The organism is Haloferula sp. BvORR071, assembly GCF_000739615.1.
Classification (GTDB): Bacteria; Verrucomicrobiota; Verrucomicrobiia; order Verrucomicrobiales; family Akkermansiaceae; genus Haloferula.
Genome location: NZ_BATP01000025.1, coordinates 17,533 through 39,163, shown reverse-complemented (window position 1 = coordinate 39,163; position 21,631 = coordinate 17,533). Strand labels below are relative to the sequence as shown.

The 21,631-nt window shown below is 62.5% G+C and carries 16 protein-coding genes; 10 read left to right on the top strand and 6 right to left on the bottom strand.

Going from position 1 to position 21,631, the window contains the following annotated elements; all coding sequences use genetic code 11:
* Positions 1-4 precede the first annotated feature (4 nt).
* On the top strand, positions 5-1,423 hold the full coding sequence (locus tag BV071_RS14050; protein WP_035608201.1) for a hypothetical protein: 1,419 nt from the start codon (positions 5-7) through the stop codon (positions 1,421-1,423).
* Between the two features lie 69 nt (positions 1,424-1,492).
* Here the strand turns inward: BV071_RS14050 and BV071_RS14045 are convergent, their stop codons facing one another.
* The 4 genes from BV071_RS14045 to BV071_RS14030 form a co-directional block, all read right to left on the bottom strand.
* Positions 1,493-2,524: a BON domain-containing protein gene (locus tag BV071_RS14045; protein ID WP_035608199.1), complete on the bottom strand. Its 1,032-nt coding sequence runs from the start codon at positions 2,522-2,524 to the stop codon at positions 1,493-1,495.
* 186 nt (positions 2,525-2,710) lie between these two features.
* Positions 2,711-3,379 (bottom strand): hypothetical protein, encoded by a 669-nt coding sequence (locus tag BV071_RS14040; RefSeq protein WP_035608195.1) that lies wholly within the window; start codon positions 3,377-3,379, stop codon positions 2,711-2,713.
* Positions 3,380-3,406: 27 nt separating this feature from the next.
* Positions 3,407-4,273 carry a hypothetical protein gene (locus BV071_RS32955; protein WP_052573345.1) on the bottom strand — a complete coding sequence of 289 codons (867 nt, stop codon included), beginning with the start codon at positions 4,271-4,273 and terminating at the stop codon, positions 3,407-3,409.
* Positions 4,274-4,319: 46 nt separating this feature from the next.
* Positions 4,320-5,678 (bottom strand): LptF/LptG family permease, encoded by a 1,359-nt coding sequence (locus BV071_RS14030; RefSeq protein ID WP_035608193.1) that lies wholly within the window; start codon positions 5,676-5,678, stop codon positions 4,320-4,322.
* Between the two features lie 101 nt (positions 5,679-5,779).
* On the opposite strand from BV071_RS14030, the gene BV071_RS14025 reads away from it, so the two are divergent.
* Positions 5,780-7,777 (top strand): ATP-dependent DNA helicase, encoded by a 1,998-nt coding sequence (locus BV071_RS14025; RefSeq protein WP_035608190.1) that lies wholly within the window; start codon positions 5,780-5,782, stop codon positions 7,775-7,777.
* Here BV071_RS14025 and BV071_RS14020 read toward each other — a convergent pair.
* Positions 7,668-8,462, bottom strand: coding sequence for a type I 3-dehydroquinate dehydratase (locus BV071_RS14020; protein ID WP_081885992.1), 795 nt, complete (start codon positions 8,460-8,462; stop codon positions 7,668-7,670). The genes BV071_RS14025 and BV071_RS14020 overlap by 110 nt on opposite strands.
* 161 nt (positions 8,463-8,623) lie before the next feature.
* On the opposite strand from BV071_RS14020, the gene BV071_RS14015 reads away from it, so the two are divergent.
* From BV071_RS14015 to BV071_RS13995, 5 genes are all read left to right on the top strand, one after another.
* Positions 8,624-9,256 (top strand): Amuc_1102 family pilus-like protein, encoded by a 633-nt coding sequence (locus BV071_RS14015; RefSeq protein WP_265594427.1) that lies wholly within the window; start codon positions 8,624-8,626, stop codon positions 9,254-9,256.
* Positions 9,257-9,314: 58 nt separating this feature from the next.
* A complete protein-coding gene (locus BV071_RS14010) occupies positions 9,315-11,207 on the top strand; it encodes an Amuc_1101 family PilM-like pilus complex protein (RefSeq protein ID WP_035608183.1) in 1,893 nt (630 codons plus the stop codon).
* Between the two features lie 35 nt (positions 11,208-11,242).
* Entirely contained in the window at positions 11,243-12,244 is a 1,002-nt protein-coding gene (locus BV071_RS14005) for an Amuc_1100 family pilus-like protein (RefSeq protein WP_035608181.1), read from the top strand.
* Positions 12,245-12,262: 18 nt separating this feature from the next.
* Positions 12,263-13,345: an Amuc_1099 family pilus-like system protein gene (locus tag BV071_RS14000; protein ID WP_035608179.1), complete on the top strand. Its 1,083-nt coding sequence runs from the start codon at positions 12,263-12,265 to the stop codon at positions 13,343-13,345.
* 67 nt (positions 13,346-13,412) lie between these two features.
* A complete protein-coding gene (locus tag BV071_RS13995) occupies positions 13,413-16,055 on the top strand; it encodes an Amuc_1098 family type IV pilus outer membrane protein (RefSeq protein WP_081885991.1) in 2,643 nt (880 codons plus the stop codon).
* A 149-nt stretch (positions 16,056-16,204) separates the two neighbouring features.
* Here BV071_RS13995 and BV071_RS35415 read toward each other — a convergent pair whose 3' ends face one another.
* Positions 16,205-16,783: a hypothetical protein gene (locus tag BV071_RS35415; protein WP_265594426.1), complete on the bottom strand. Its 579-nt coding sequence runs from the start codon at positions 16,781-16,783 to the stop codon at positions 16,205-16,207.
* A 30-nt stretch (positions 16,784-16,813) separates the two neighbouring features.
* Between BV071_RS35415 and rho the strand changes: the two genes are divergently transcribed.
* From rho to BV071_RS13980, 3 genes are all read left to right on the top strand, one after another.
* Positions 16,814-18,160, top strand: coding sequence for a transcription termination factor Rho (gene rho / locus BV071_RS13990; protein ID WP_052573361.1), 1,347 nt, complete (start codon positions 16,814-16,816; stop codon positions 18,158-18,160).
* 131 nt (positions 18,161-18,291) lie between these two features.
* Positions 18,292-20,331 carry a hypothetical protein gene (locus tag BV071_RS13985; protein WP_265594425.1) on the top strand — a complete coding sequence of 680 codons (2,040 nt, stop codon included), beginning with the start codon at positions 18,292-18,294 and terminating at the stop codon, positions 20,329-20,331.
* Positions 20,332-20,440: 109 nt separating this feature from the next.
* Complete coding sequence (locus BV071_RS13980; RefSeq protein WP_035608173.1) at positions 20,441-21,505, top strand: ribonuclease D; 1,065 nt, start codon at positions 20,441-20,443, stop codon at positions 21,503-21,505.
* Positions 21,506-21,631 lie beyond the last annotated feature (126 nt).

The window sequence follows — 21,631 nt, the reverse complement described above, 5'->3', positions numbered from 1 at the left end:
CGCGATGCCGGAGGCTGACGACAATCCCAATCCCTATTCGCCGCCTGCTCCCGCCGCCGATCTGCCGGAGGCCGAGCCCGGGCGGATGTGGAGTGTTGAGGGCGGCTACTTGATGCTGCGCCCTGGTGCCATGTTGCCACCCGTGGCGCTCGAGGGAGAGGGGGAAATCCTGACGCCCGGGATGCGCCGCTTCGCGGTGTTTTCCGGCGGCAAGGGGATACTGATGTTCGCGCTTCCGATGCTGGCGACCATCGGGTGGATGCTGTATTCCAAGATCCGGTTGCACGGGGACTACCTGTGGGCCGGCCTGCTGGTGATCTTCCTGCTGCTGCGTCTGGTTCGCAGCCAGGGCGGCGGCTTGGTCAATGCCATGGTCTGGGGCTTCTTTCCGGTGGCCCACTTGCAGGCCAAGGCGCGCCGGGAACGCTGGGTGAAGCGTCTCACGCTGCTTGGGCTGGCGCTCCTTTTCGGAGCCTGGGGCATCCTGGTTGTGAGGCGGCAGTATCTTGCGGGCCTTCATTACTCGGCCCGCGGCAACCAGCGCTTCCAGATCAACGATACCTTGGAGTGGCTGCTGCCCACTGTCGGTCTGGCGCTGCTAATCCTGATCGCCGCAGCTGTGTGGAAGTCCCTGAAGCCCGGGCTGCGCTGCACCGCCTATCGCAATGGCTGGCTCTACCTCCGCGGCGTTCCTGACGCATCGCTGACACTGCTCGCGGCGAAGGCTGGGGATGAGCGCCCGCCGCTACGGAAGCGGATGGTGGTGAAGTTTTACCAGCACCGGCTGCCGTGGTCGGTCTTGCTCGGCCCGCACTGGCTGAATCCTTGGCTGTTGTTCTGGCTGGCAGTCTTCAAGCTTGGCAAGTCACCCCGCCTTGAGCGCCTGCGCTTCCCCGAGAACGACTATGAGGGCGTGCCCGAGGCTGATCCGGAACTACTGGCGCGCTGGCACCAGGAAACCGCTGGCACCGGGATGGCCTCCTGGACGCTGGCGAGCTGGCAGTACCGGGACTCGCCGCAAGGTGATCTGCGGGTCTGCTCCCTCAGCTTTGCATCACCAGATTGGACCTCGTTTGCCTCGCTGATAGTGACCCGTCTTTCGGTGATGCAGGTCTACGCGGAGAGCCGCTTGGGCATGCTCCAGTCGTGGACGGAGGATGGACAATTCATCGTTACCGCCAATCCACCGGCCTTTTTCGCGATTCCCTCCCACATGGATTGCGTGGAGATGAAGGGTTCTCTGGTGAAGCTGCTGGAAGCTCACGCGCGACGAACTGCCGGGATGACGCTCACCCGGGTGAGCGGCGAGAAACACTTGCGCGAACTCTTCAAGAGGGAGCTGGAAACCGTGAATGCCGTCTACGAGGCCAAGGGCTTCCAATCCGCGCCCGAGGAGATGGAACTGAGGGATTTTCCAGCTTGAGCAATTGAATGGCGCGGCCCCCAGAGAGCCGCGCCATTTCGTCCAATCTGTTGTTGGACTTGCGGGAGCTCAAGGGGTAATCACCCTGCCGTCCGCAGGGTCCAAGGCGGCGGTGTCGCTGCCACCGTTCACTTGGATCTCATTGGAAACGATCATCACACCCGGCAAGCCGCGGGCGGTGGATTCCGCGGCGGCACGGGTCTCCTCATCCCGGACGCTGCCGCTGAGCTTCACCACCTTGTCCACGACCTGAGCGCGGATATCCGCGTTCTTCAGGCGTGGATCGGCGTTGAAGGCGGCGCTAAGCGATTCCAACGTCGCCTTGGCAGAGGGGACCTTGCCGCTCATGCCTTCCATCGCCATCGCCCGGCTGATCATCAGGTCGTCCGTCTTCACATTGGTCACACCGGTGACGAAAGCGCGGTGAACCAGCTGATCCTTTTCGCTCGTGCTACCGACCTCACCGCCGAGATCGACTACGCCGTCCTTCACCCGGACGTCGATATTCGTGCCGGCGTAGAGCGGATCATCGGCGACTATGAACTGAATCTGCGCCTTGATCGCGGCGTCTGTGCGCACCGTATCAAAGGTCACTTCCAAGCGGTTGTTGATCGCCTTGATGCCGGGGATCTCAGTGGCGATCTCACGGGCCAGTTCCTGTTCGTCCCAAGTGCCCACTTGGCCGAGCAGGGTCGCGCGGCGCTTGTCCACACTCACCTTCACCCGCGAAGAGTCCAAGGCAGGGCTCTTGGCGAGGCGCTGTTTCACGCGCTCGGCAAGCACGGCGTCCTTGGCCACAGGATCGACGATCTTGAGTTGATTCACCACGGCGCGAACGCCTTCGGTGGATTTGGCGCGGGCCACGGCGCGCTCGGCCTGCTCCAGGGACAAGACGGTGCCGCTGAGGGTGGCGATATCCTTCGCGACGCTTACGTCGATTTTGCAACCAACCAAGAGGCGGTCGGCCTGCACATCGACGGTGATAAAATCGGCGGTTTCCTCGGCTCCGCTCGGCCCCATTGAAGGAGTCGCGGCGGCGGTTTCAAGGGCGGTAGCCAGGATCATCCAGCGGAGGGAGCGGAAGAGAAGCGAGTTCTTCATGGCTTTCTTTTGTAGGTTGGGCTGCCAGGGGCGCAGCCGGTTCACAATGACCTTCTTCGCATACCTTATGCCACGAATACGGGCGTTGAGGAATAGACCGTTAGACGCATTCCACGGGAAAAATGCGCGGAGCGGGGGCGCGTGGCGCACGCTGCTTTGGTGCAGTTTGCAAGATGCCTTCCGTCTTCAGGCCAAGCCTTGGGCCAATTCGGAGCGCCTGCGGCTGCGGAGCCGCCAAGCCATCAAAAGTCCCCATGCCGCGGCATAGACCGCAGTGAAAAGCCAGTAGGGCAGGCGTAAGCTGCGATCTCCCATCAGATTCTCCCTTCCCCACTGCGGAGCGGGGAACCAGCCCTCTATCTCGGGAGCAGAAGCCAAACGATACTCCCGCGGCGGCATCGCTTGCGGAGTCCGCCAATGGGACACCCAGAGAGCGCCCGCTTTGCTGCCGGCCGAGCGATAGGTCCAGATCTCCTCCTGACCGGATTTCGTGAACCAGTCGTTCGGATATTTCCTGTGGAGACCTCCTCCGCTCAAGCTGTACGATGGTTCCAAGCTAACCCAGCGGGACTTGAGCAGCGGTGGATTGATCTCTGCCCCCGCGTCGCGGTAGGAGGAAAGTTCTTCAAGATCGAAGGCCGCTGCTGGGATCGGCTGGATCTCGTCTTCCGGTGGCAGGAGATCGAGGCCAAGCTCTGCGGGCGGCCATTCCATGACCACGGCCGCGCCGTGGACCCGATGCACGGCTGCGACGTGGATCATCGAGTCGCGCCAAGCCCAGAGCAGGAACAGCAGGGGCGCCAGCCCGAGCCCAAAGGAAGTCAGCCGCAGAATGCCTGGAAGCCGTGCGCTCATCGCGGAGTCATCGGCCTGCCTTGAGACCTACTTGGGTTCCTTGCTGGAAGGTCCGTGCTCGGAATCGTCTTCCTCCTCGGAATCGTCTTCCTCCTCGGAATCGTCTTCCTCCTCGGATTCGTCTTCCTCCTCGGATTCGTCTTCCTCCTCGGATTCGTCTTCCTCCTTGGATTCGTCTTCCTCCTCGGATTCGTCTTCCTCCTCGGATTCGTCTTCCTCCTCGGATTCGTCTTCCTCCGTCACTGAGCCTTCAGCTTCCTCAGCAGGTTGGGCTTCTCCTTCTGGGACTCCTTCCGGAGCGGCTTCCGCAGAAGCGTCGGCGCCGGAAGTTTCGCCTTCCACGGCTACCGGTTCTTCCGGGGCTTCCGGCTCCAGTCTGCCGCCGCTTTCGAGCAGCATGAGAATCTCCTCCTGAACCTTCTCGATCTGATTGAGCGGAATGTCGGGATCGCGGACGATGAAGACATCGCCAAGCTTGCGGTGCTCATAGACGCGGATGATGCCGCTGGGCGTGCGCTGGCTGTCGGTCTCACGCAGGACCTTCTTGCGCTCTAGCATCACGGCGAGGATGTAGCGCACGTTCTCGGTGTGCTCTTCCTCCTCCTCGACCAAGCGTCGCAGCAGGTCTTCCGGGCTTTCCTTCTTGAAGGCGTCCGGCTTCTCGGCACCGGCGACGGGGGCCACATAGACCGCCTTCCAGAAGGAGAAAGGCTTGTCGTCCTCCGGCGTCCGGGCAGCCCAGGCCTCCGGGGCGAAATCCATCCGCAGGTAGCCGGAGGATTCCGGATCAGGAAACAGCGCGGTCACGATCTTCTCGCCGTCTTCAAAAGGCCGCCCGGAGGCGGTGCAGACGCGGGCGCGGGAACGGATGTGCCAGGATTCAGGTAATGCCATCGAGTGCGGACGAAACGAAATCGGGATGTGGATCAGGCCGTCAGGCTCAAGCCCCGGAGGGAAGCAGCTTGGTGAGGGTCTGGTAGATCGGGCGGCCGGCGAGGCGGCGCTGGAAGAGGTAGATTGCGAGGATGCCGAAGACGATATTCGACAGCCATGCGGCCCACGCCGGGCGGATGTGCCCGGCATCGCCGAGGTTGAGGAACACATTCGACGCGAAGAGCATGCCGGCGCAGAGGAAGACGGCCATGGCTACCCCGCCGCCGGTGCCGCGGCGCGAGAAGACCACGCCCAGTGGGATCGCCAGCAGCACCACGATCAGGCAATTCACAGGTTGGGCCCAGCGGTAATGCCACTGGGTGAGGTGGCCGCCGCGGCTGATCCGGGTAAGATCGGGATTGGCCGTAAGCCAGTCGTTCAGGTCGGGGATGCCGAGTTGCTCGGCCGGCAGCCCCGGGCGAATGATCTGGGTCGGGACTTCCTCCCAGTTGGTGACCACCAGCGGGTCAGGAACATCCATTTCGAAGTGCGGATAGGGCGCATCGTCGAAGACGCGCTTGCGCGGCTCAGTGAGGATCCAGTTGCCCGTCATGGGCTGCCACGCCGCGGTCTTGGCCGTGATGATCGTGTCCAGTTGACCGTCCCGGCCATCCACGCGCTCCTGGATCACCATGACGTCACTGAGCGGCACGCCCTTCTGGTAGTCGGGCGGGAAGGCTCCCACCATCCACAGGCGGCGCTTCACGAAGTTGCGGTAGCGGATGTTCGGCTCGGCGACAGTCTTAACGCCCTCCTTGGCTTCGCGGAGCATCGACTTCTCCGCGCTCACCGCGGCCGGGGCCCACTGGTAGTTCAGCCCGGCGCAGAGGATTGCCGCGAGCGAACCGGCGATCATGAAAGGCAGGGTCAGGCGGGCCAAACCGCGGCCGGTTTGGATCATGGCGACGATCTCGCGGGAACGCGAGAGCTTGCCTAGGCAGTAGAGGACGGAGAGCAGCAGCGAGTAGGGCAGCAGCATCACCGTGATCTCCGGGAGCCGGACCCGGTAGAGCCTCAGGCCCAAGTCCAAGGGATTCCCGCTGAGCTTCAGGTCGTCCAGATTGTCGCCGAGGTCGGCGACCAGCCAGACCACGAACAAGCCGGCGAAGCAAATGAGGAAGGTGACGACGAATTGGCGGGTCACGTAGCGCGCCAGGGTGCTGCCACAGGCGTAGAGCAAGCCGCCGAAGGCTGGCAGGAAGCAAAGGACGATCGCGATGATCGGGCGCAGGGCGTGGGCACCCGCCTGCACGTTCGGGAAGTTGTTCAACTGTTCCTCGACGTTGCGTTGCTCGGCAGGCCCGATCCACAAGGCAAGCAGGGCACCGCCGAGGGTGAGGAGCAGGGGAACGAGAATGCGAGGCATGGCAGGGCGACGGCGGGGAGCATGCGGCAGGTGGCAGCTTTGTAAAGATCGCCGGTTTGGTGCTTGGCAGGGGGTGGCTTCCGCGGCGCAAATGCGTTCACATGATCGCCGCCCTCGAAGGACAGCCGCTCCCCGACTCCTTCGTCGAGGAGATCGGGTTGGCGTTCTCGCACGGCGGGATGCTGGCGAAGTCGAAGGACTTCGAATTCCGGGCTGAGCAGCAGAATCTCGCCGTGGCAGTGGCGGAGGCGCTCAACACCAAGCGCTGCCTGGTGGCGGAGGCGGGAACCGGGGTCGGGAAATCGCTGGCCTACCTCTTGCCCGCGGCGCGCTTCGCCCTGAAAACCGGGCGCAAGGGAGTCATCTCCACCCACACGATCAATCTGCAGGAACAGCTGATCCGGAAGGACATCCCGATCGTCCGCAAGCTGCTGGGCGAGGAGTTGCCCGCGGTGCTGCTGAAAGGGCGGGGGAATTACCTGTGCCCGATGCGGCTGCAGCGGGCAAGGGAGCAGTCCGGCGATCTTTTCACTTCCAGCGAGAGCGATGAACTCGAGCAGATCCGCAAGTGGGCGGAGGCCACCCAGGACGGCACCCTGAGCGATCTGGACTTCCAGCCCTCCATGAAGGTCTGGCTGCAGGTCTGCTCGGAGGCGCATCTCTGCACGGCCCGCTACTGCGGACCGCGGGGAAATTGTTTCTTCCAAGAGGCCCGCAAGGCAGCGGCCGAGGCCAAGCTGGTGGTGGTGAATCATACCCTGTTCTTCGCCCTGCTACAGACAGGCGATGAGCTGGAGTCGGAAAAGCCCTCGGGCTTCCTGTTCCCGAACGATTTCGCGATCCTCGACGAGGCCCACACCCTCGAGCAGGTCGCTGCGGTCCAACTCGGCCTGCGGGTCAGCCAAGCGGGGATGCGCTTCGATCTCCAGCGGCTCTACAACCCGCGGACCAAGAAGGGCTTGCTACGCGCTTTCCGCAAGGCCCCGGCCTTGCAGGCGGTGGAAGACGCAATCAAGGCGGCGGACGAATTCTTCGGCGACGTCGGCCACGCCGCGAACTTCGGCCAGTACTCGAAGGAATGGCGGGTGCGGCAGGCGGAATTGGTGCCGAACACCGCCGCCGAGCCGCTGCGCAAGCTCTGGACCGAGATTGATTCGCTGGCGGCGGACGTGGAGAGCGAGACCACCCGCGCCGAGTTGCAAGACGCCTCCCGCAAGCTGCGCGAGGCGCATGGTGCGATCGCCTGCTTCCTCGACCAGAGCGGTGAGGACAATGTTCATTGGATCGAGCGCGCGGGCCGTGACGAGAGCCTGTTTTCCCTGCATGCCGCGCCGATCAAGGTGGCTGACAAGCTGCGGACCCTGCTTTTCGCGCCGGGTAAGACCTGCATCATGACCAGCGCCACGCTCGGGGTGGGGGATCCGCTCCTGGGTTGGTTCAGGGGCCGGGTGGGGGCGGAAGACGTGCAGCCCCTGTGCATTGGTAGTCCTTTCGATTTCAAGCGGCAGATGAAGATCCGGATCTGGAAGAAGATGCCGGAACCGACCGCTCCGACCTATGGCAAGGCGCTGATCGAGGCGATCCGCGACGCGGTGGAGGCCAGCGAGGGCAAGGCCTTCGTGCTCTTCACCAGCTACCGGACGATGAAGGACGCCGCGGACCAGCTGCGGAAGCACTTCGAGGGCCGGGGCTGGCGCTTGCTGGTGCAGGGCGATGGCATGCCCCGGCACCGGATGGTGGAGGAGTTCCGGCGGGATATTCATAGCGTGCTGTTTGGCACGGACAGCTTCTGGACGGGAGTGGATGTGCCTGGAGAGACGCTATCGAACGTGGTGGTGACGCGTTTGCCGTTCGCAGTGCCGGATCATCCGCTCACCCAGTCGCGGTTGGAAGCGCTGGAGGCGGAGGGCGGGAATCCCTTCATGGACTACTCGGTGCCGGAAGCGATCCTCAAGCTGCGGCAGGGAGTGGGGCGCTTGATCAGAACAGCTAAGGATCAGGGGCTTGTGTCGATCCTGGACAACCGGATTTTGACCAAGCGCTATGGGAGGCTGTTTCTGGATGCCCTGCCGGATGCGCCGGTAGAGATTGTCGGATAGCCTCCTTCAGGAGGGTGGCGCTCCACTGGCCGGGGGCGGTGGGGGCATTGCCGATGTAGCCGTAGTTCAGGACTGAGCCGTGCTGGGCGCAGAGCAGGCGGGAGGCCGGGGCCAGCGGGCCCATGCCCATGAGCGCGGTGGGGCTGGTAGCGGCTTTCTGAAGTTCGGCCAAGCGGGCGAGGCCAGCCAGATCGTGGAGGCGCAGGGCGGCCTTGAAGCAGGCGGCACCGGCGGCGGCGGCTTGGGCAGCCATGGCCGGAATGAGGTCGAAGGACCCGGGGCGGCCCTCGAAATCGTGCCATGAGGCGACCCAGGGGATGCCGGCTTCGCGGAGCTTGGAGAGCAGCGGGGCCATCTCTTCTGCGGAGGCCCATTCGACGTCGATCAAGGCGGCCTCGCCAAGGACGGCGGCGAGCAAATCCATGCGCCGCTCCGCGGGTAAGTTTGCGGCACCACCCTCATCGCCCCGGCGTGCGGTGAAGAGCAGGGGCAGGCCCTCCAGATGGGCCCATGGCCGCGAGCTTGTTAGGGCCCCTTCGGACTCCAACAGATCGAGGCGGATCTCGACCAGGTCGCAAGCTTGGCGAACCCCGTGGATGCTAGCCGCAGCAAGGCTTTCCGCATTTCCGAAACTTCCCGCCACCAGCGGTCTAGCGGAATCCAGCGTTACTTGCGGCAGGCTCATGGTGCGAGCAGAAACGCCCCCTGCCGCGGCTGTCAACCGTAGCAGTCGATGCACCGTGGTTTGGTTGTATATACCTGACGGAATTTTCTATGAAATTACGAGGATTCTTCTGGCCAATGCGGGGAAGCATTCCCTAGTTCTCCAAAAACCGAAAGCCCATCATGAAACATCGTTTCGCATCCGTCCGTAGGTCGGCGCTCACCGCCGTAGTCGCATCCGCAGCCGCATTTGCGCTGCTTCCAATGGCCGCCCAGGCCCAACAAAAGGCTGAAGTGGGCAAGCCGGTCTTCGATGACCTGCCGTCCCCGGACATCAAGACCGGCAAGGACAAGAAGTTCGCCCCGAAGGATTGGCTCGAAGTGGAAGCCAGCCTGAAGATCGACGCCACCCCCGAGCAGAAGAAGATTGGCTACATCAATCAGGTGGTCGTGAAGTGGTATGTCGGCCTGAAGAATCCCGATGGCAAAGGCGCCATCAAGCTGGTCAAGACCATCAATCACATCAACGTGCCGGTGGATGAGGAAGTCTTCACTTCCGTCTACATGTCGCCCGCCACGATCAAGCGCCTGACCGGCAAGGACAAGGCCAACAAGGGTGCCGTCGAAGCCGTGGGCATCGAGGTGCTGGTGGATGGCGTGAAGGTTGGCCAAGCCTCTGAAAAGGCGAAGGAGCTGTGGTGGAATGCCCCGGCCCTGTCCGACCAGAGCGAGAAGTTCCCGCTGCTCAGCAAGAACGAGACGCCCTTTGCGATGCTCTGGTACGACCGTTACGCAGAGATCCAGAAGGAACGCTGATTTTCCCCGTCCCCAGGATTAGCGCGTCAAAAACCCCGTCTTTCTTCCCTAGCCCGTCATGGCTGATAACCAGACCTCCATTGCATTAAACATCGGCTCCCAGCGGGTCAGCATGGCCATATTTGAGCCTGCCAAGTCCGGGAATAGCCTGGTCCTGAAGGCATACGACAGCGAAACCGTGCTTGCCGATCCGGCGACCGAGCCTTCGCGCCCGGCACAGATTTCGTATGCCATCGGCCAGCTCACGCAGCGCCTCAAGGCCGCCGGCAAAGGCAAAGTCCGCTATGCGGTCTCCGGCCAGTCGGTCTTCACCCGTTTCGTGAAGCTGCCGCCGCTCGACGACGACAATGTCGAGCAGCTGGTGACCTTCGAAGCCCAGCAGCACGTGCCCTTCCCGCTGGAAGAGGTGGCGTGGGACTACGAGATTCTGGAAAGCTCCGGCGAGAAGGAAGTCGTGATCGTTGCGATCAAGGCTGAATCCCTGGACGAACTCAACGAGTCGGTCACCTCCAGTGGCCTGACCACCGCGGAAGTGGATGTGGCGCCGATGGCCCTCTACAATGCCTTCCGCGCGGCCTATCCGAATGTCACCGAGCCAGTGCTCCTGATCGACATCGGGGCCAAGGCGACGGACCTGCTCTACATCGAGGGCAAGCGCTTCTTCACCCGCAGCGTGAACCGCGGCGGTGTGTCGATCACCTCGGCGATCTCCAAGGAATACGGTGTGCCCTTCGCGGAAGCGGAGTCCCACAAGACCCACAGCGGCCTGGTGGCGCTGGGTGGCGGCCATACCGAACAGCTTGACGAAACCACCGCGGCGCTCGCCTCGACGATTCGCAACGCGCTCGGCCAGCTGCCCGCGGAAATCGCCCGTACCACGAACTACTATCGCAGCCAGCATGGCGGCAACGCCCCGAAGATGGTGGTGCTGGCCGGTGGTGGCGCGAACCTGCCCTACACCAAGGAATTCTTCGAAGAGAAGCTGCACCTGCCGGTGGAGTTCTTCAATCCGGTGAGCGCGATCTCCGTCGGCAAGAATGTCGATACCGAGAAGCTCGGCCGCGAAGCCCACCTGATGGGTGAGCTGATCGGTCTCGGCCTGCGCAGCATCGGCAAATCCTCGATCAACATCGATCTGGTTCCGACCAAGGTCCAGGCGGCCCGCACCGCTGACAAGCAGAAGCCCTTCTTCATCGGTGCCGCGGCGCTGTTGCTGGCGGGTCTGGCTGGCTGGGGCGTGCTGAACATGGTGGCCAAGTCCAACGCCGAGAAGAAGCTCGGCGAACTGAGTGACCAGAAGGACAGCCTGACCAAGGTTTACGGTCCGATCCAAGACGAGTTCAAGAAGCAGGCAGCCCTGGTGGAGACGGCGTCCCAGTACACCGCGACCGAGGAAGCCCGCAACTTCTGGCTTGGCACCATGCAGGAGCTGCAGGCGGCCTTCGCCAGCGATATCGTGTGGGTCACCGACTTCGAGCCGCTCTACAATCACCAGCCGCTGGCCGGCAAGGAGAACAAGCCGAAGTCGATCGTGAAGGGTGAGTTCTTCGCCCAGAACTACGGCACCAGCGGCTTGGAGAACATCAAGATCGACCAGCCTGTAGGTGCCAAGACGCCGAAGGCCGGTGCCGCTCCGACTGCCGATGTGATTCCGAACGCGAATGCGGTCCGGATCCGTGGCCTCTGGCGCAGCAGTGACAATCCAGCGCAGAGCAAGATCGTCTACGATCTGATCAAGCGCCTGCGCTCGAACACCACTGGCAGCCACTTCAAGTTCACCGCGCTGCCATACGTCGCTCCGGGTGCCAAGGCGCCGAAGGATGCCGACAAACCGCAAGAGATTCCAGACGAGCTGCTTGTCCAGCATCTCGACACCGCTCCCGCTGAAGCCGACTTTGCGGGTAGCTTCGAACTCATCATCCCGCTTTCCCAAGAGGTACCGAGCCGCTGAAAGCCCTTTAAAAAACCTTTTTTGATACCTCGACCATGAGCTGGATCCAGGAAAACCGTTTCGCTGCCGGTCTCGGCGGTGCCACCGCCGTCGCCGCCATTGGCTTGATCGCCTTTGCCGTCTCGCAGGGCAGTGGCTACTCCAAGGCCAAGGAAGACTATGATGCCCTTGCCGGGGAGGTCAGCACCATGACCGACGGCAAGCTCTATCCGAAGGACGCCTACCTCTCCGAAAAGGAGAAGGCCGTCCGGGACTACAAGGAGGACGTCACCAAGCTTCAAGACGCCTTCAAGAAGTTCCAAGCCCCGCAACCGCCGAACATCGACCCGGGTGATTTCAACACCGCGGTGATCAAGGCGCGCGATGCCGCGGCGAAGGCAATCACCGATGCCAAGGGCGAAGTCCCGGCCGAGTTCTTCATCGGGTTCGAAGCCTACAAGGAGTCTGCGGTGAAGAAGGAGGCCACCGGCGTCCTGACCTTCGAGTTGGATGGCATCAGCCAATTGATGGAGAACCTTGCTGCGGCGGGTCCCGTGAAGTTGCTGAACCTGCATCGTCCGCACTTGGCGGAGGAAGATGGCAAGCCCTTCGATGCCACCGGCAAGATGCTCCGCGCCTTGCCCTTCGAGATGGCCATCAACTGCAAAGAAGAGACCTTCCGCAAGTTCCTCTCCGCGCTGGATGACTCGAAGCACTACTACGTGATTCGCTCGATCCGGGTGACCAACGAGAAGCCGAAGGCTCCGACCGCGGCTGACGCCGAATTCAAGAGCGATGAGCCCGCAGCTACGGGTGGTGGTGCCGGTGGCGATGCCTTCGGCGGCGGCGCCGGTGGGTTCGTCCTGCCCGGTGAGCCGGAGCCAGCGGCTCCAGCAACGCCCGCTCCCGCGCCAGCGGCTGCCGCACCGGCAGCAGGCGGTGACGGAATCATCCTCAAGCAGGTGCTCGGTTCGGAAGGAATCAATGTCTTCCTTCGACTCGACATCGTTCAATTCCTCGAGCCTGCCGCCCCTGCGGCCAAGGCGCCCAAGAAGTAACGCTAACCAATTAAGGTCATGTCCAAGTTACCCAAAAACTTTGAGAAAGCCTTGCTAGGTGCTGCCGGCGTTTGCGCGATCGGCTTCATCGCTCTGGGCTTCATGAAATCCAACGCGGTCGGAACCGACTTCAATTATGAAGTCGCTCGCGACGGCAAGAAGGATCCAACGATTCCGGAGGCTCCAGCAGCCAAGACTGCAGGTGCCTCGCTGATGAATAACCTCACGGTCAAGCAGGCGGTGGATACCACCCGCGGGGTCAACCTCTTTACCGGGGTTAACCTGTTTGCCACCAAGAACGATCCTACGCATCCGATCGAGCCGCGCCGCGGCGCCATGGTGCACCCGCCGATCGACAACGATTGGTGGGAGAGAACCGGTGCTGACATGACGCATGCCGATTCGCCGGCTCGCGACGACGACAACGATGGCTTCAGCAACTTGGAAGAGTTTGAGGCACATACAAATCCGATGGATCAGAAGGATGTGCCGCCGGTGATCAAGAAGCTGGCTTACATCAAGGACGAGTCCGTGAAGTGGTATGTGACCTTCGGTCTTGCGTCGGACGGCCAGTGGGCGCCGAAGTTGCTGGGCCAGTCGGCCGCCGGGGCGAAGTTCGACAACCGCGTGAGCGCGGCGGAGATGATCAAGCCGGGCGATCTCTTCTTCAAGGACAAGACCTTCAAGGAGCGCTTCCGCTTCCTCGAAATCGTGGCGAAGAAGGTTACCAGTGAGCGCACGAAGTCGGAGGAAACCGTGAACGTGGGCATCTACGAGGACCTGAAGGCCAACAAAAAGGGCACCAAGTATGAGTCCCAGGAGCGCCTGCCGGAAAACGAGATCGACAGCCACGCTTACTTCGATCGCACCGCGGTTCTGGATCTCCAGGCCGTCGGCGAGAAAGGCAAGGAGTTCAAGGTCGAGGAAGGCACTGCCTTCGCCCTGCCTTCCACGGCTACCGAGAAGAAGTATTTCTTGAAGAAGGTGACCCCGGAGGGGGTCGAGGTGGAATACACCGACGAGAAGGGCAAGCAGAGCTGGTCGATCCCCAAGGGCGGCCCGGCGAAGCGGACTGACGCAGCCGGCACACCTACGGAGTAAATCAAATTGTTTTTGAAAAAAATCGCTTCCCATTAGCCGGTTAGACCGGCAGAACACCATCCCAACCATGCAAAAAACGCCAACCAATCGCACCAGCAGAACTGCTGCCACCCTGATGGCATTGGCAGCTGTAATGCCGGTCACCCTGACGGTTGCCAACGCCGGAGAAGGCGGCGGCGGCGGCTACAGCAGTCCTCTCGCCAGCAGAGAAATGATCCGCCGCCAACAAGCGGTGGCAGATGCCGATCGCTTGCTCGCTGAAGGCCGCGAAGCCTACGCGCACCAGAAGTACGAAGAAGCCGTCGGCAAGTATAAGGAAGCTCTCGGCGTCCTGCCGGAAGCGCCGGCGACTGCAGACCGCCGCAAGGTGATCATTCAGCACCTGTCTGACGCTTCGATCGCTGCTGCTGATGCGAACCGCCGCCATGGCAAATATCCTGAAGCCCGCGCTTTGGCTGATGGTGTGCTTGCGGTGGACCCGGACAACGTTGATGCCAAGCGCGTCAACGAATGGTTGGATGATCCGATCCGCACGAACCCTGCCGCTACCGGTGAGCACACCGAGAACGTCGACAAGGTGCGCCGCAGCCTTTACCTCGGTGAAGGTGCCTACAATCTTGGCAAGTTCGACGACGCGATCCGTCACTACGAGGACGTGATCCGTGTCGACCCTTACAACAAGGCCGCCCGCCGTGGCTTGGAGCGTGTGGCCCAGGCCCGCGCCGACTACTACCGCGCCGCCTATGACCAAACCCGCGCCGAGCTGCTCGCGCAGGTGGACAAGGCCTGGGAACTGGCCGTGGCTCCGATCAACACCGGCGCCCCGGGCCCGGTTGACAGTGGTGCCATGGAAGCCAAGGGTGGAACCCAATACATCCTCGAAAAGCTCCGCAACACCATCATCCCGGTCATCGACTTCGAGGATACCTCGGTGGAAGAAGCGATCGACTTCCTGCGCCTGCGCTCCCGCGAGCTGGACGTGCGCGAAACCGATCCTTCCAAGAAGGGCATCAACTTCGTGGTGCGCAAGCCACGTGCCGGTGGTGGCGGTGACGCCGCAGTGACGCCCGACGCGGCCGGTGGTGGCCTCGGTGCGACCGGTGGCGATCCAGGTGCCCTGCGCATCAAGGAGCTGCGCCTGCGCAACGTGCCGCTGGCTGAAGCGCTGAAGTACATCTGCGACGCGACCCGCCTGCGCTACAAGGTGGACGAGTATGCGGTGACGCTGGTTCCCGGAACCGAAACCGACATCGATCTTTTCACCCGCACCTTCACGGTGCCGCCGGACTTCATCTCGCGCCTTGGCACGGGTAGTGAAGATGGTGGTGGCGGTGGTGGTGGCGCAGCCGAAGATCCCTTCGGCGGTGGCGGAGCCTCCGGTAGCCCGGGTGTGGCCCTGAAGCCCAAGCCCAAGATCACCGACGTCCTGCGCGACAAGGGTGTTGCCGATGTGGCTGGTGCTTCCGCGACCCTCACCGGTGGCAAGCTGGTGGTCCGCAACACTCCGTCCAACATCGACCTGATCGAAAGCTTGGTGGATTCCGTGGTGAACCAGCTGCCGAAGCAGGTGAAGATCTCCACCAAGTTCGTGGAAATCTCCCAGGAGAACACCGACGAGCTTGGCTTCGACTGGATCGTTTCGCCCTTCGGCCTGTCCGCGAACTCCGTGTTCCTGGGTGGTGGCACGATCGGCAGCGGCCAGACCCGCACCAACGCCGACTTCATCGGCACCGTGGCGAACACCACGATCCCGGGTGTCCCGGCTGCGACCGGCACGAACGTGACCGACATCGTGACCGGCGGTCTCCGCAGCGGTGACGGCGCGATCAACCGCAACAACATCGATGCGGTGCTCAACAACCCGAACCGGAACGCGCAGAGCGCCAGCCCGGCTCCGGGTATCGCAGCCCTGACCGGTCTGTTCTCGGACGGCCAGGTGCAGATGATCATGCGCGGCCTTGCCCAGAAGAAGGGCACCGACCTGATGACCGCGCCGAGCGTGACCGCTCGTTCCGGTGAGAAGGCGACGATCGAGATCATCCGCGAATTCATCTACCCGACCGAATACGAGCCCCCCGAACTTCCGAACTCGATCGGCGGCGGCAACAACAACGGCGGTGGCCTTGGTGGTCTGAGCAGCGGTGGTGGTATCTTCCCCGTGACTCCGGCAACCCCGACCTCCTTCGAAACCCGCAACACGGGTGTGACGCTGGAGATCGAGCCGACGATCGGTGGCAACGACTTCGTGATCGACCTGCGCTTCGCGCCGGACATCGTCGAATTCGAAGGCTTCGTGAACTACGGCAGTCCGATCCAGTCCCCGGCGACCGACTTCCTCGGCAACCCGACCACGGTGACCATCACGGAAAACCGGATCGAAATGCCGGTGTTCTCGAGCCGCCGCGTGACGACCGCTCTGACCATCTATGACGGTTACACCGTCGCAGTCGGTGGCCTGATGCGCGAGGACATCCAGACCGTGGAGGACAAGGTGCCGGTGTTCGGCGATCTGCCGATCGTTGGCCGCCTGTTCCAGTCCAAGGCTGAGAACCGGATCAAGAGCAACCTGATCATCTTCGTGACCGCGCAGATCATCGACGCGACCGGCAAGCCGATCCGCGATGCCTCCGGTGCCACCCAGCCCCAGCCGGGGTCTGAGTCGGTGACCGTGGATAGCGGCAGTGTCCTGCCTCCGCCACCTTCGAACTAATCGGAGAAGGCTAAGGCCGAATGATTCCAAGCGGGCGGAAGGGTGACCTTCCGCCCGCTTTTTGTTTGGAGGCAGATCTCAAATTTGAGATTTGAAATCGCGGGATGAGGGCGAGTGCACTTCCCGGTTGCCCGCCAGACAGTGGGGGGCTATTTCGCGGCGTGCATGTGTTCGGCCTGAGCGGTGGGATCGCCAGCGGCAAATCGACCGCTTGCCAGATCCTCGGGAAACTTTGCCCGGGGGCGGTGATTTTCGATGCCGACGCTTGTGTGCACGGGCTGCTCGCCACTGCGGGAGAAATTCCCCGCAGAATTGCGGAGCGCTTCGGAGCCGAGGTGCTGGATGAAAGCGGTGCGGTGCGGCGCGAAGTTTTGCGCGGCAAGGTCTTCGGGGATGACGCGGCGCGGAAGGAACTCGAGGGAATCCTGCATCCGCGGGTCCGCGAGGAATGTCTTGAATCTTCGGCATCCGCCCGCAGAGTGGGGGCGGCCCTCTTTGTCGCGGACATCCCGCTTCTCTTCGAGAACGGATTCGACCTCGGTCAGGAAGCCAATCTTCTGGTGGCTGCCGGCAAGGAAACCCGCCGCCAGCGTCTGCGGAAACGCAACGGTTTCGACGATACCACGATCGATGCCATTTTCGCGGCCCAGATGCCCCAGGAAGAAAAGCTCCGCCGGGCCGATCATGTCTTCTGGAATGAAGGACCGGCCGCCCTGCTGGAAGCGCAAATCCGGCGCTTCCTTTTATCTCACGCCATCATGAGCGACGACACCCAGCTCCCTGAGCTCCCCGCCGATCCGACTGCCACCACGACGCCCGCCGCCGCGGTGCAGGAGGCGGCCCCCCAGCCCCAGATCATCGATATCAATGCCTTCCGGCTCAAGTCCTTGGGTGAGCTGCATGCGATGGCGGAGGCCGTGCCTGCGCGGATCACGGCGGGTGCGCCGAAGACCCAACTGATTTTCGAATTGCTGAGCTTTTACGCCAATGAAGGGGCGACCCTGATCGGCGAGGGCATTGTGGAGCAAGCCAAGGAGAATTACGCGATGCTGCGTGATCCGGCGCGGAGCTTCCGGACCTGCCCGGACGATCTGTATGTGAATGGCCATCTCCTGCGGGATCACGGCTTGCGGGCTGGCCACCGGGTGAAGGTCCGGATCCGGGCACCGCGCGACCGGGACAAGTATCTTTCCGCCTCGGAGGTCCTTGAGATTGAGGGGATTCCGGCGGCCGAATACAAGGTGCCGAAGGAGTTCGACAAACTGACCCCGCTGTTTCCTGATCGCCGGATCGTCCTGGAGGGCGAGGGGGTCGAGGCCGTCAGCGTGCGGGTTCTGGATCTGGTGGCGCCCTTGGGCAAGGGCCAGCGCGGCCTGATCGTGGCACCGCCGCGCGGCGGCAAGACGATTCTGCTCAAGCAGATCGCGAAGGCGATCCGGCGCAATCATCCTGAGATTGAATTGATTGTGGTGTTGCTGGACGAGCGGCCCGAGGAGGTCACCGACTTCGAGGAGACGGTGGGAACCACGGTCTATGCCTCCACCTTCGACGAAGCGCCGCGGCGCCATGCGCAGGTCGCTGATCTGGTGATCGAGCGGGCGCGCCGGCTGGTGGAGCAAGGCAAGGATGTGGTATTGCTGCTGGATAGCCTGACGCGTTTGGCGCGTGGTCACAACTCGGCGAACCAAGGCGGCCCGATCGGCAGCGGGGGCGTCAGTCCGGCGGCTTTGCAGAAATCGCGGAAGTTTTTCGGAAATGCGCGGAACGTCGAGGAGGGCGGGAGCCTGACCGTCTTGGCGACGGCGCTGATCGAGACCGAGAGCCGGATGGACGATGTGATTTTCGAGGAATTCAAGGGCACCGGCAACATGGAGGTCCGGCTGGATCGGGAGCTGGCCGAGCGCCGCGTTTACCCGGCGATTCATATTCCGCAGAGCGGGACCCGCAACGACGACCGCTTGTATCATCCCGACGAGTTCATGAAGGTGCTGGACCTGCGCAGACAGCTCGCGCAGCTGCCGGTGGGGGATGCGATTGACACCTTGGTGAAGAATCTGCGGGCGACGAAAACGAACGCAGAATTGCTGCTTCGGGGCTTGCGCTAGCGCGTCATGTGTGACATAGCATTCACGATGCATTCTTGGACCCGCACGGCGTCTGTGAAGACTCCGTGAAGGTGGTTGTTTGCGCCAAGAATTGCCTTGTCAAAGGACAGGGCAGGCGGAAGGTTTTGCCCATGGAAACCCACCGGAGTCTCATTGCCGCCGCAACCCTTTTCGCGTCCGCCGCCGCAGCTCACGCGGACATCGTGATGCTGCTCTCGGCGGACAAGCTTTTCTACCAGACTTCTCCTCTTACCGCCCGCTTTGAGCGGGGTAACCTGAACGTCTTGTTGCGGGATGGTTTGGTGATTCTCGACGGTGCCTGCGTGGTGGACCCGCAGCTTTTCTTCTTCCCGCCCTCGAACATTCCGCCCTGCCCGCTGGGTGCGACCGGTTTCGTTGCGAGCGGTGACGTGGACCGTGACGGGGTGCGCGACGACAACCAGTATTGGTCGGTTTCGGGAGTGATTCCCGCCTTGGTGGTCGAGCCGGGCCGTCCCGAGCTCTGCCTGCTTTACTCGGCTCCGCCGTCCAAGATGCCGCGGCCGCTGGCGAATTTCCGCGATGACTCGGTCATCACCTTCTTCGACATCAGTACGGCGCTGGTGGTCCAGTATGACCAATCCCGCTACGAATTGAACCGTCCCTACGGTTCGGTCCGCCAGGTGGAAACGGTGCAGGCCTTGGGGAATGTGAACCTCCCGGGCACCATGACGGCGACGGTGACTGGCGTGGATATCGTAGGCTCTCCGTTGGTGATCACTTACAATGTCGAGGCTGGATTGGTGGGGTCGCAATGGGCGGAGAACCTGCGCTCGGCCCTGGCGTCCAACGCCGCGGTCAACTCGGTCTACGCGATCGGCGGTCTCGGTAGTGCTGTGACGCTCACCGAGCGCGTGGCCAACGGCAATGACACCACGCTGAATGTGGCCCTGGATGTAGGCACGGCGCTGGTGGACGGCATGCCGGTGCCGACCAGCATCAATACGACTCAAGGCTCCACGGCACCGAATGAGGCGGCCCTGAAGCAGATGAACGAGGAGATCATCCCCGGCACCTACGTTTTCACCTACCCGCGCCTCGGGACTCCTGATCTGAATCCGGTGGCGATTCCGGTGACGATCGTGCCGAACCTGGAAGCCGTGACCTTGGCTGGTCGGACCCGGGGTGGCTTCCGCTTCACGAGCGGCACCTGGCGGAAGGATGTCTACCAGATGGACCCGCGGACGATTAACAAGATCCGCTGGGTGGGTAACGACCGGACGGTGGTTCGCCCCGGCGACCTGATCTTCTTCTCGATCCTGAATGAATCCGAAGAACGCCTGCTGTTCCCGCCGACGGTGCCGCAGAATCCAGTGTTCTTGCCGACCCCGACTGCGCAGCAGTACACCTTGCCGCCGTTCTTCTTCGATGTCGGCCAGAAGGGCGTGATGGATCTTGAGTATCAGCGGAATCTGTTCAGCAGCGGTATTTCGGGTGACTTCTCGTCTCGCAACTTCCGCGCCAAGGTCGAATTTGTGGATTCCTTCACTGGATATGCCCAGATCGCGCTGCCAGCCGGCACGGTTAAGCGTGATCTGACTCCATTCGGCAACGTCGACCACGACTCGATGACCAACGTCGAGGAGTTTGCCTACCAGTTCCCGACCAACGAAGATATCCAGGCCAGTGCCCGCGAGCAGTTCCAGTCGCGCACGACGGATCCCTCCGCTCCTGCTTTGGGTCTGGTGGCGCTGTTCAACAAGGTGACGACGAAGGTGCCGAACGAGATCATCGATCCGGACGCCCAGCCGACCGGCCCTGCGGCGCCTTTCCTTGATGCCGACAACCACGTGGTCTTCGAGGTGCCGCTGCGTCCCCGGACTGGCAACACTCTCAAGTATGCCTTCTTCCAAGCGGTTGAGGGCAAGAAGAAGGGGGTGAAGCTCAAGATCGGCACGGACTGGGAAATGACCACGCGCACCGAGACGATCACCAAGGATGTGAACATCGAGCTCAAGGTCGTCGACACGGCGGACGGCTCGACGGTGGCGCTGGTCCCGCGGCCAGCACCGCTGACCACGATCACCCTGACCCGGGAGTTTACCGTTCTGCGCAGCGTGAATCCGGTTGCCGATCCCTCGGCTCCGCTTCCGGACTTGCGGGTGGTCGTTGCTGCTGTCACGCTCAAGTGAGGCCGTGCAAGGTCCAGCATGATTTGGATTTTTGAATTCGACAATAGCTCCGGAGTCCGCGATCAGGGCTCCGGAGCTTTCCCTTTCGTCTGAAGGTTCCCCCAGGGTCATGTCTTCCCTTCCTTTGGTCAGCGACTCCACGGAACTCGTTTCACTGCTTTCCCGGCCGTCTCCCGATGCCGTTTGTGCCATCGATACGGAGGCTGATAGCCTGCACCGATACCGGGAATCGCTTTGTCTGGTCCAGTATTCCTGTGATGGGGATGATGCGTTGATCGACCCGCTGGCGATCGAGGATCTGGCTCCCTTGGGGGCCTTCCTGGCGCAGCGCACGGTGTGGATGCACGGCGCGGACTACGACATGACGATGCTGCGGCGGAGCTTTGCGTCGCTGCCGCCGGTGGTGTTTGACACGCAGATCGGGGCGCGGCTGCTAGGCGTGCGGCGCTTCGGCTTGGCGGATTTGGTGGAGCTTTATTTCGGAGTGGTCCTTTCCAAGTCCTCCCAGAAGGCGGACTGGGGCAAGCGGCCGCTGTCCGCGAAGATGATGGAGTATGCGCTCAATGACGTGCGCTACCTCCTGCCGATGGGTGAGAAGATCAGCACGGCGCTGAAGGAGAAGGGGCGCTTCGAGTGGTTCGTCGAGAGCTGCGAGGCCGCCCGCCTGAAGGTGCTGGAGCGTGAAGAGGGTCGCGACGAGCCGTGGCGGATCCAAGGGTCCGGTCGGCTTGACCGTGGGGGCCTGAATTTCCTGAGGGCGCTGTGGGAATGGCGCGATGCCGAGGCTTCGTCCTGGGATCGGCCGTCTTTCATGGTGGTGACCAACCGCCAGTTGATCGATTGGAGCCTTGGCCTTGCCTCCGGCAAGCGGATCGAGATTCCGCCGCACTACCGTCCAGACCGCCGCAAGCGCCTGACTGATGTGCTGGATGCGGCGCGCTCCCGGAAGCCTGAGGAATGGCCGGAGAAGCCGCGTGGGCTGCGCCGCCGCCGTGATGCGGAGTTCGATGCGCGGGTGGGCCGTTTGATCTCTCTGCGCGACGGCAAAGCGGCGGAATTGGACATCGATTCCTCGCTGATTGCGCCGCGCTCCACGATCGAATCGATCGCTGAAGGCGAGTGCCAGCCGGACGAGGTTTTGCTCAAATGGCAGTTGGCTTGCCTGGGGATCTGAGTTGTGGTTTTTCCGGGTCTGCAACCGCCTGATTTCAGGTGAGTTGTGAGGGGGGTGTTAAGCGGAAAATAAGCCGGGTTTTTTAACAATCGGCCTTGTCTCCGGGGCGTGGATTTCAGACCCTCC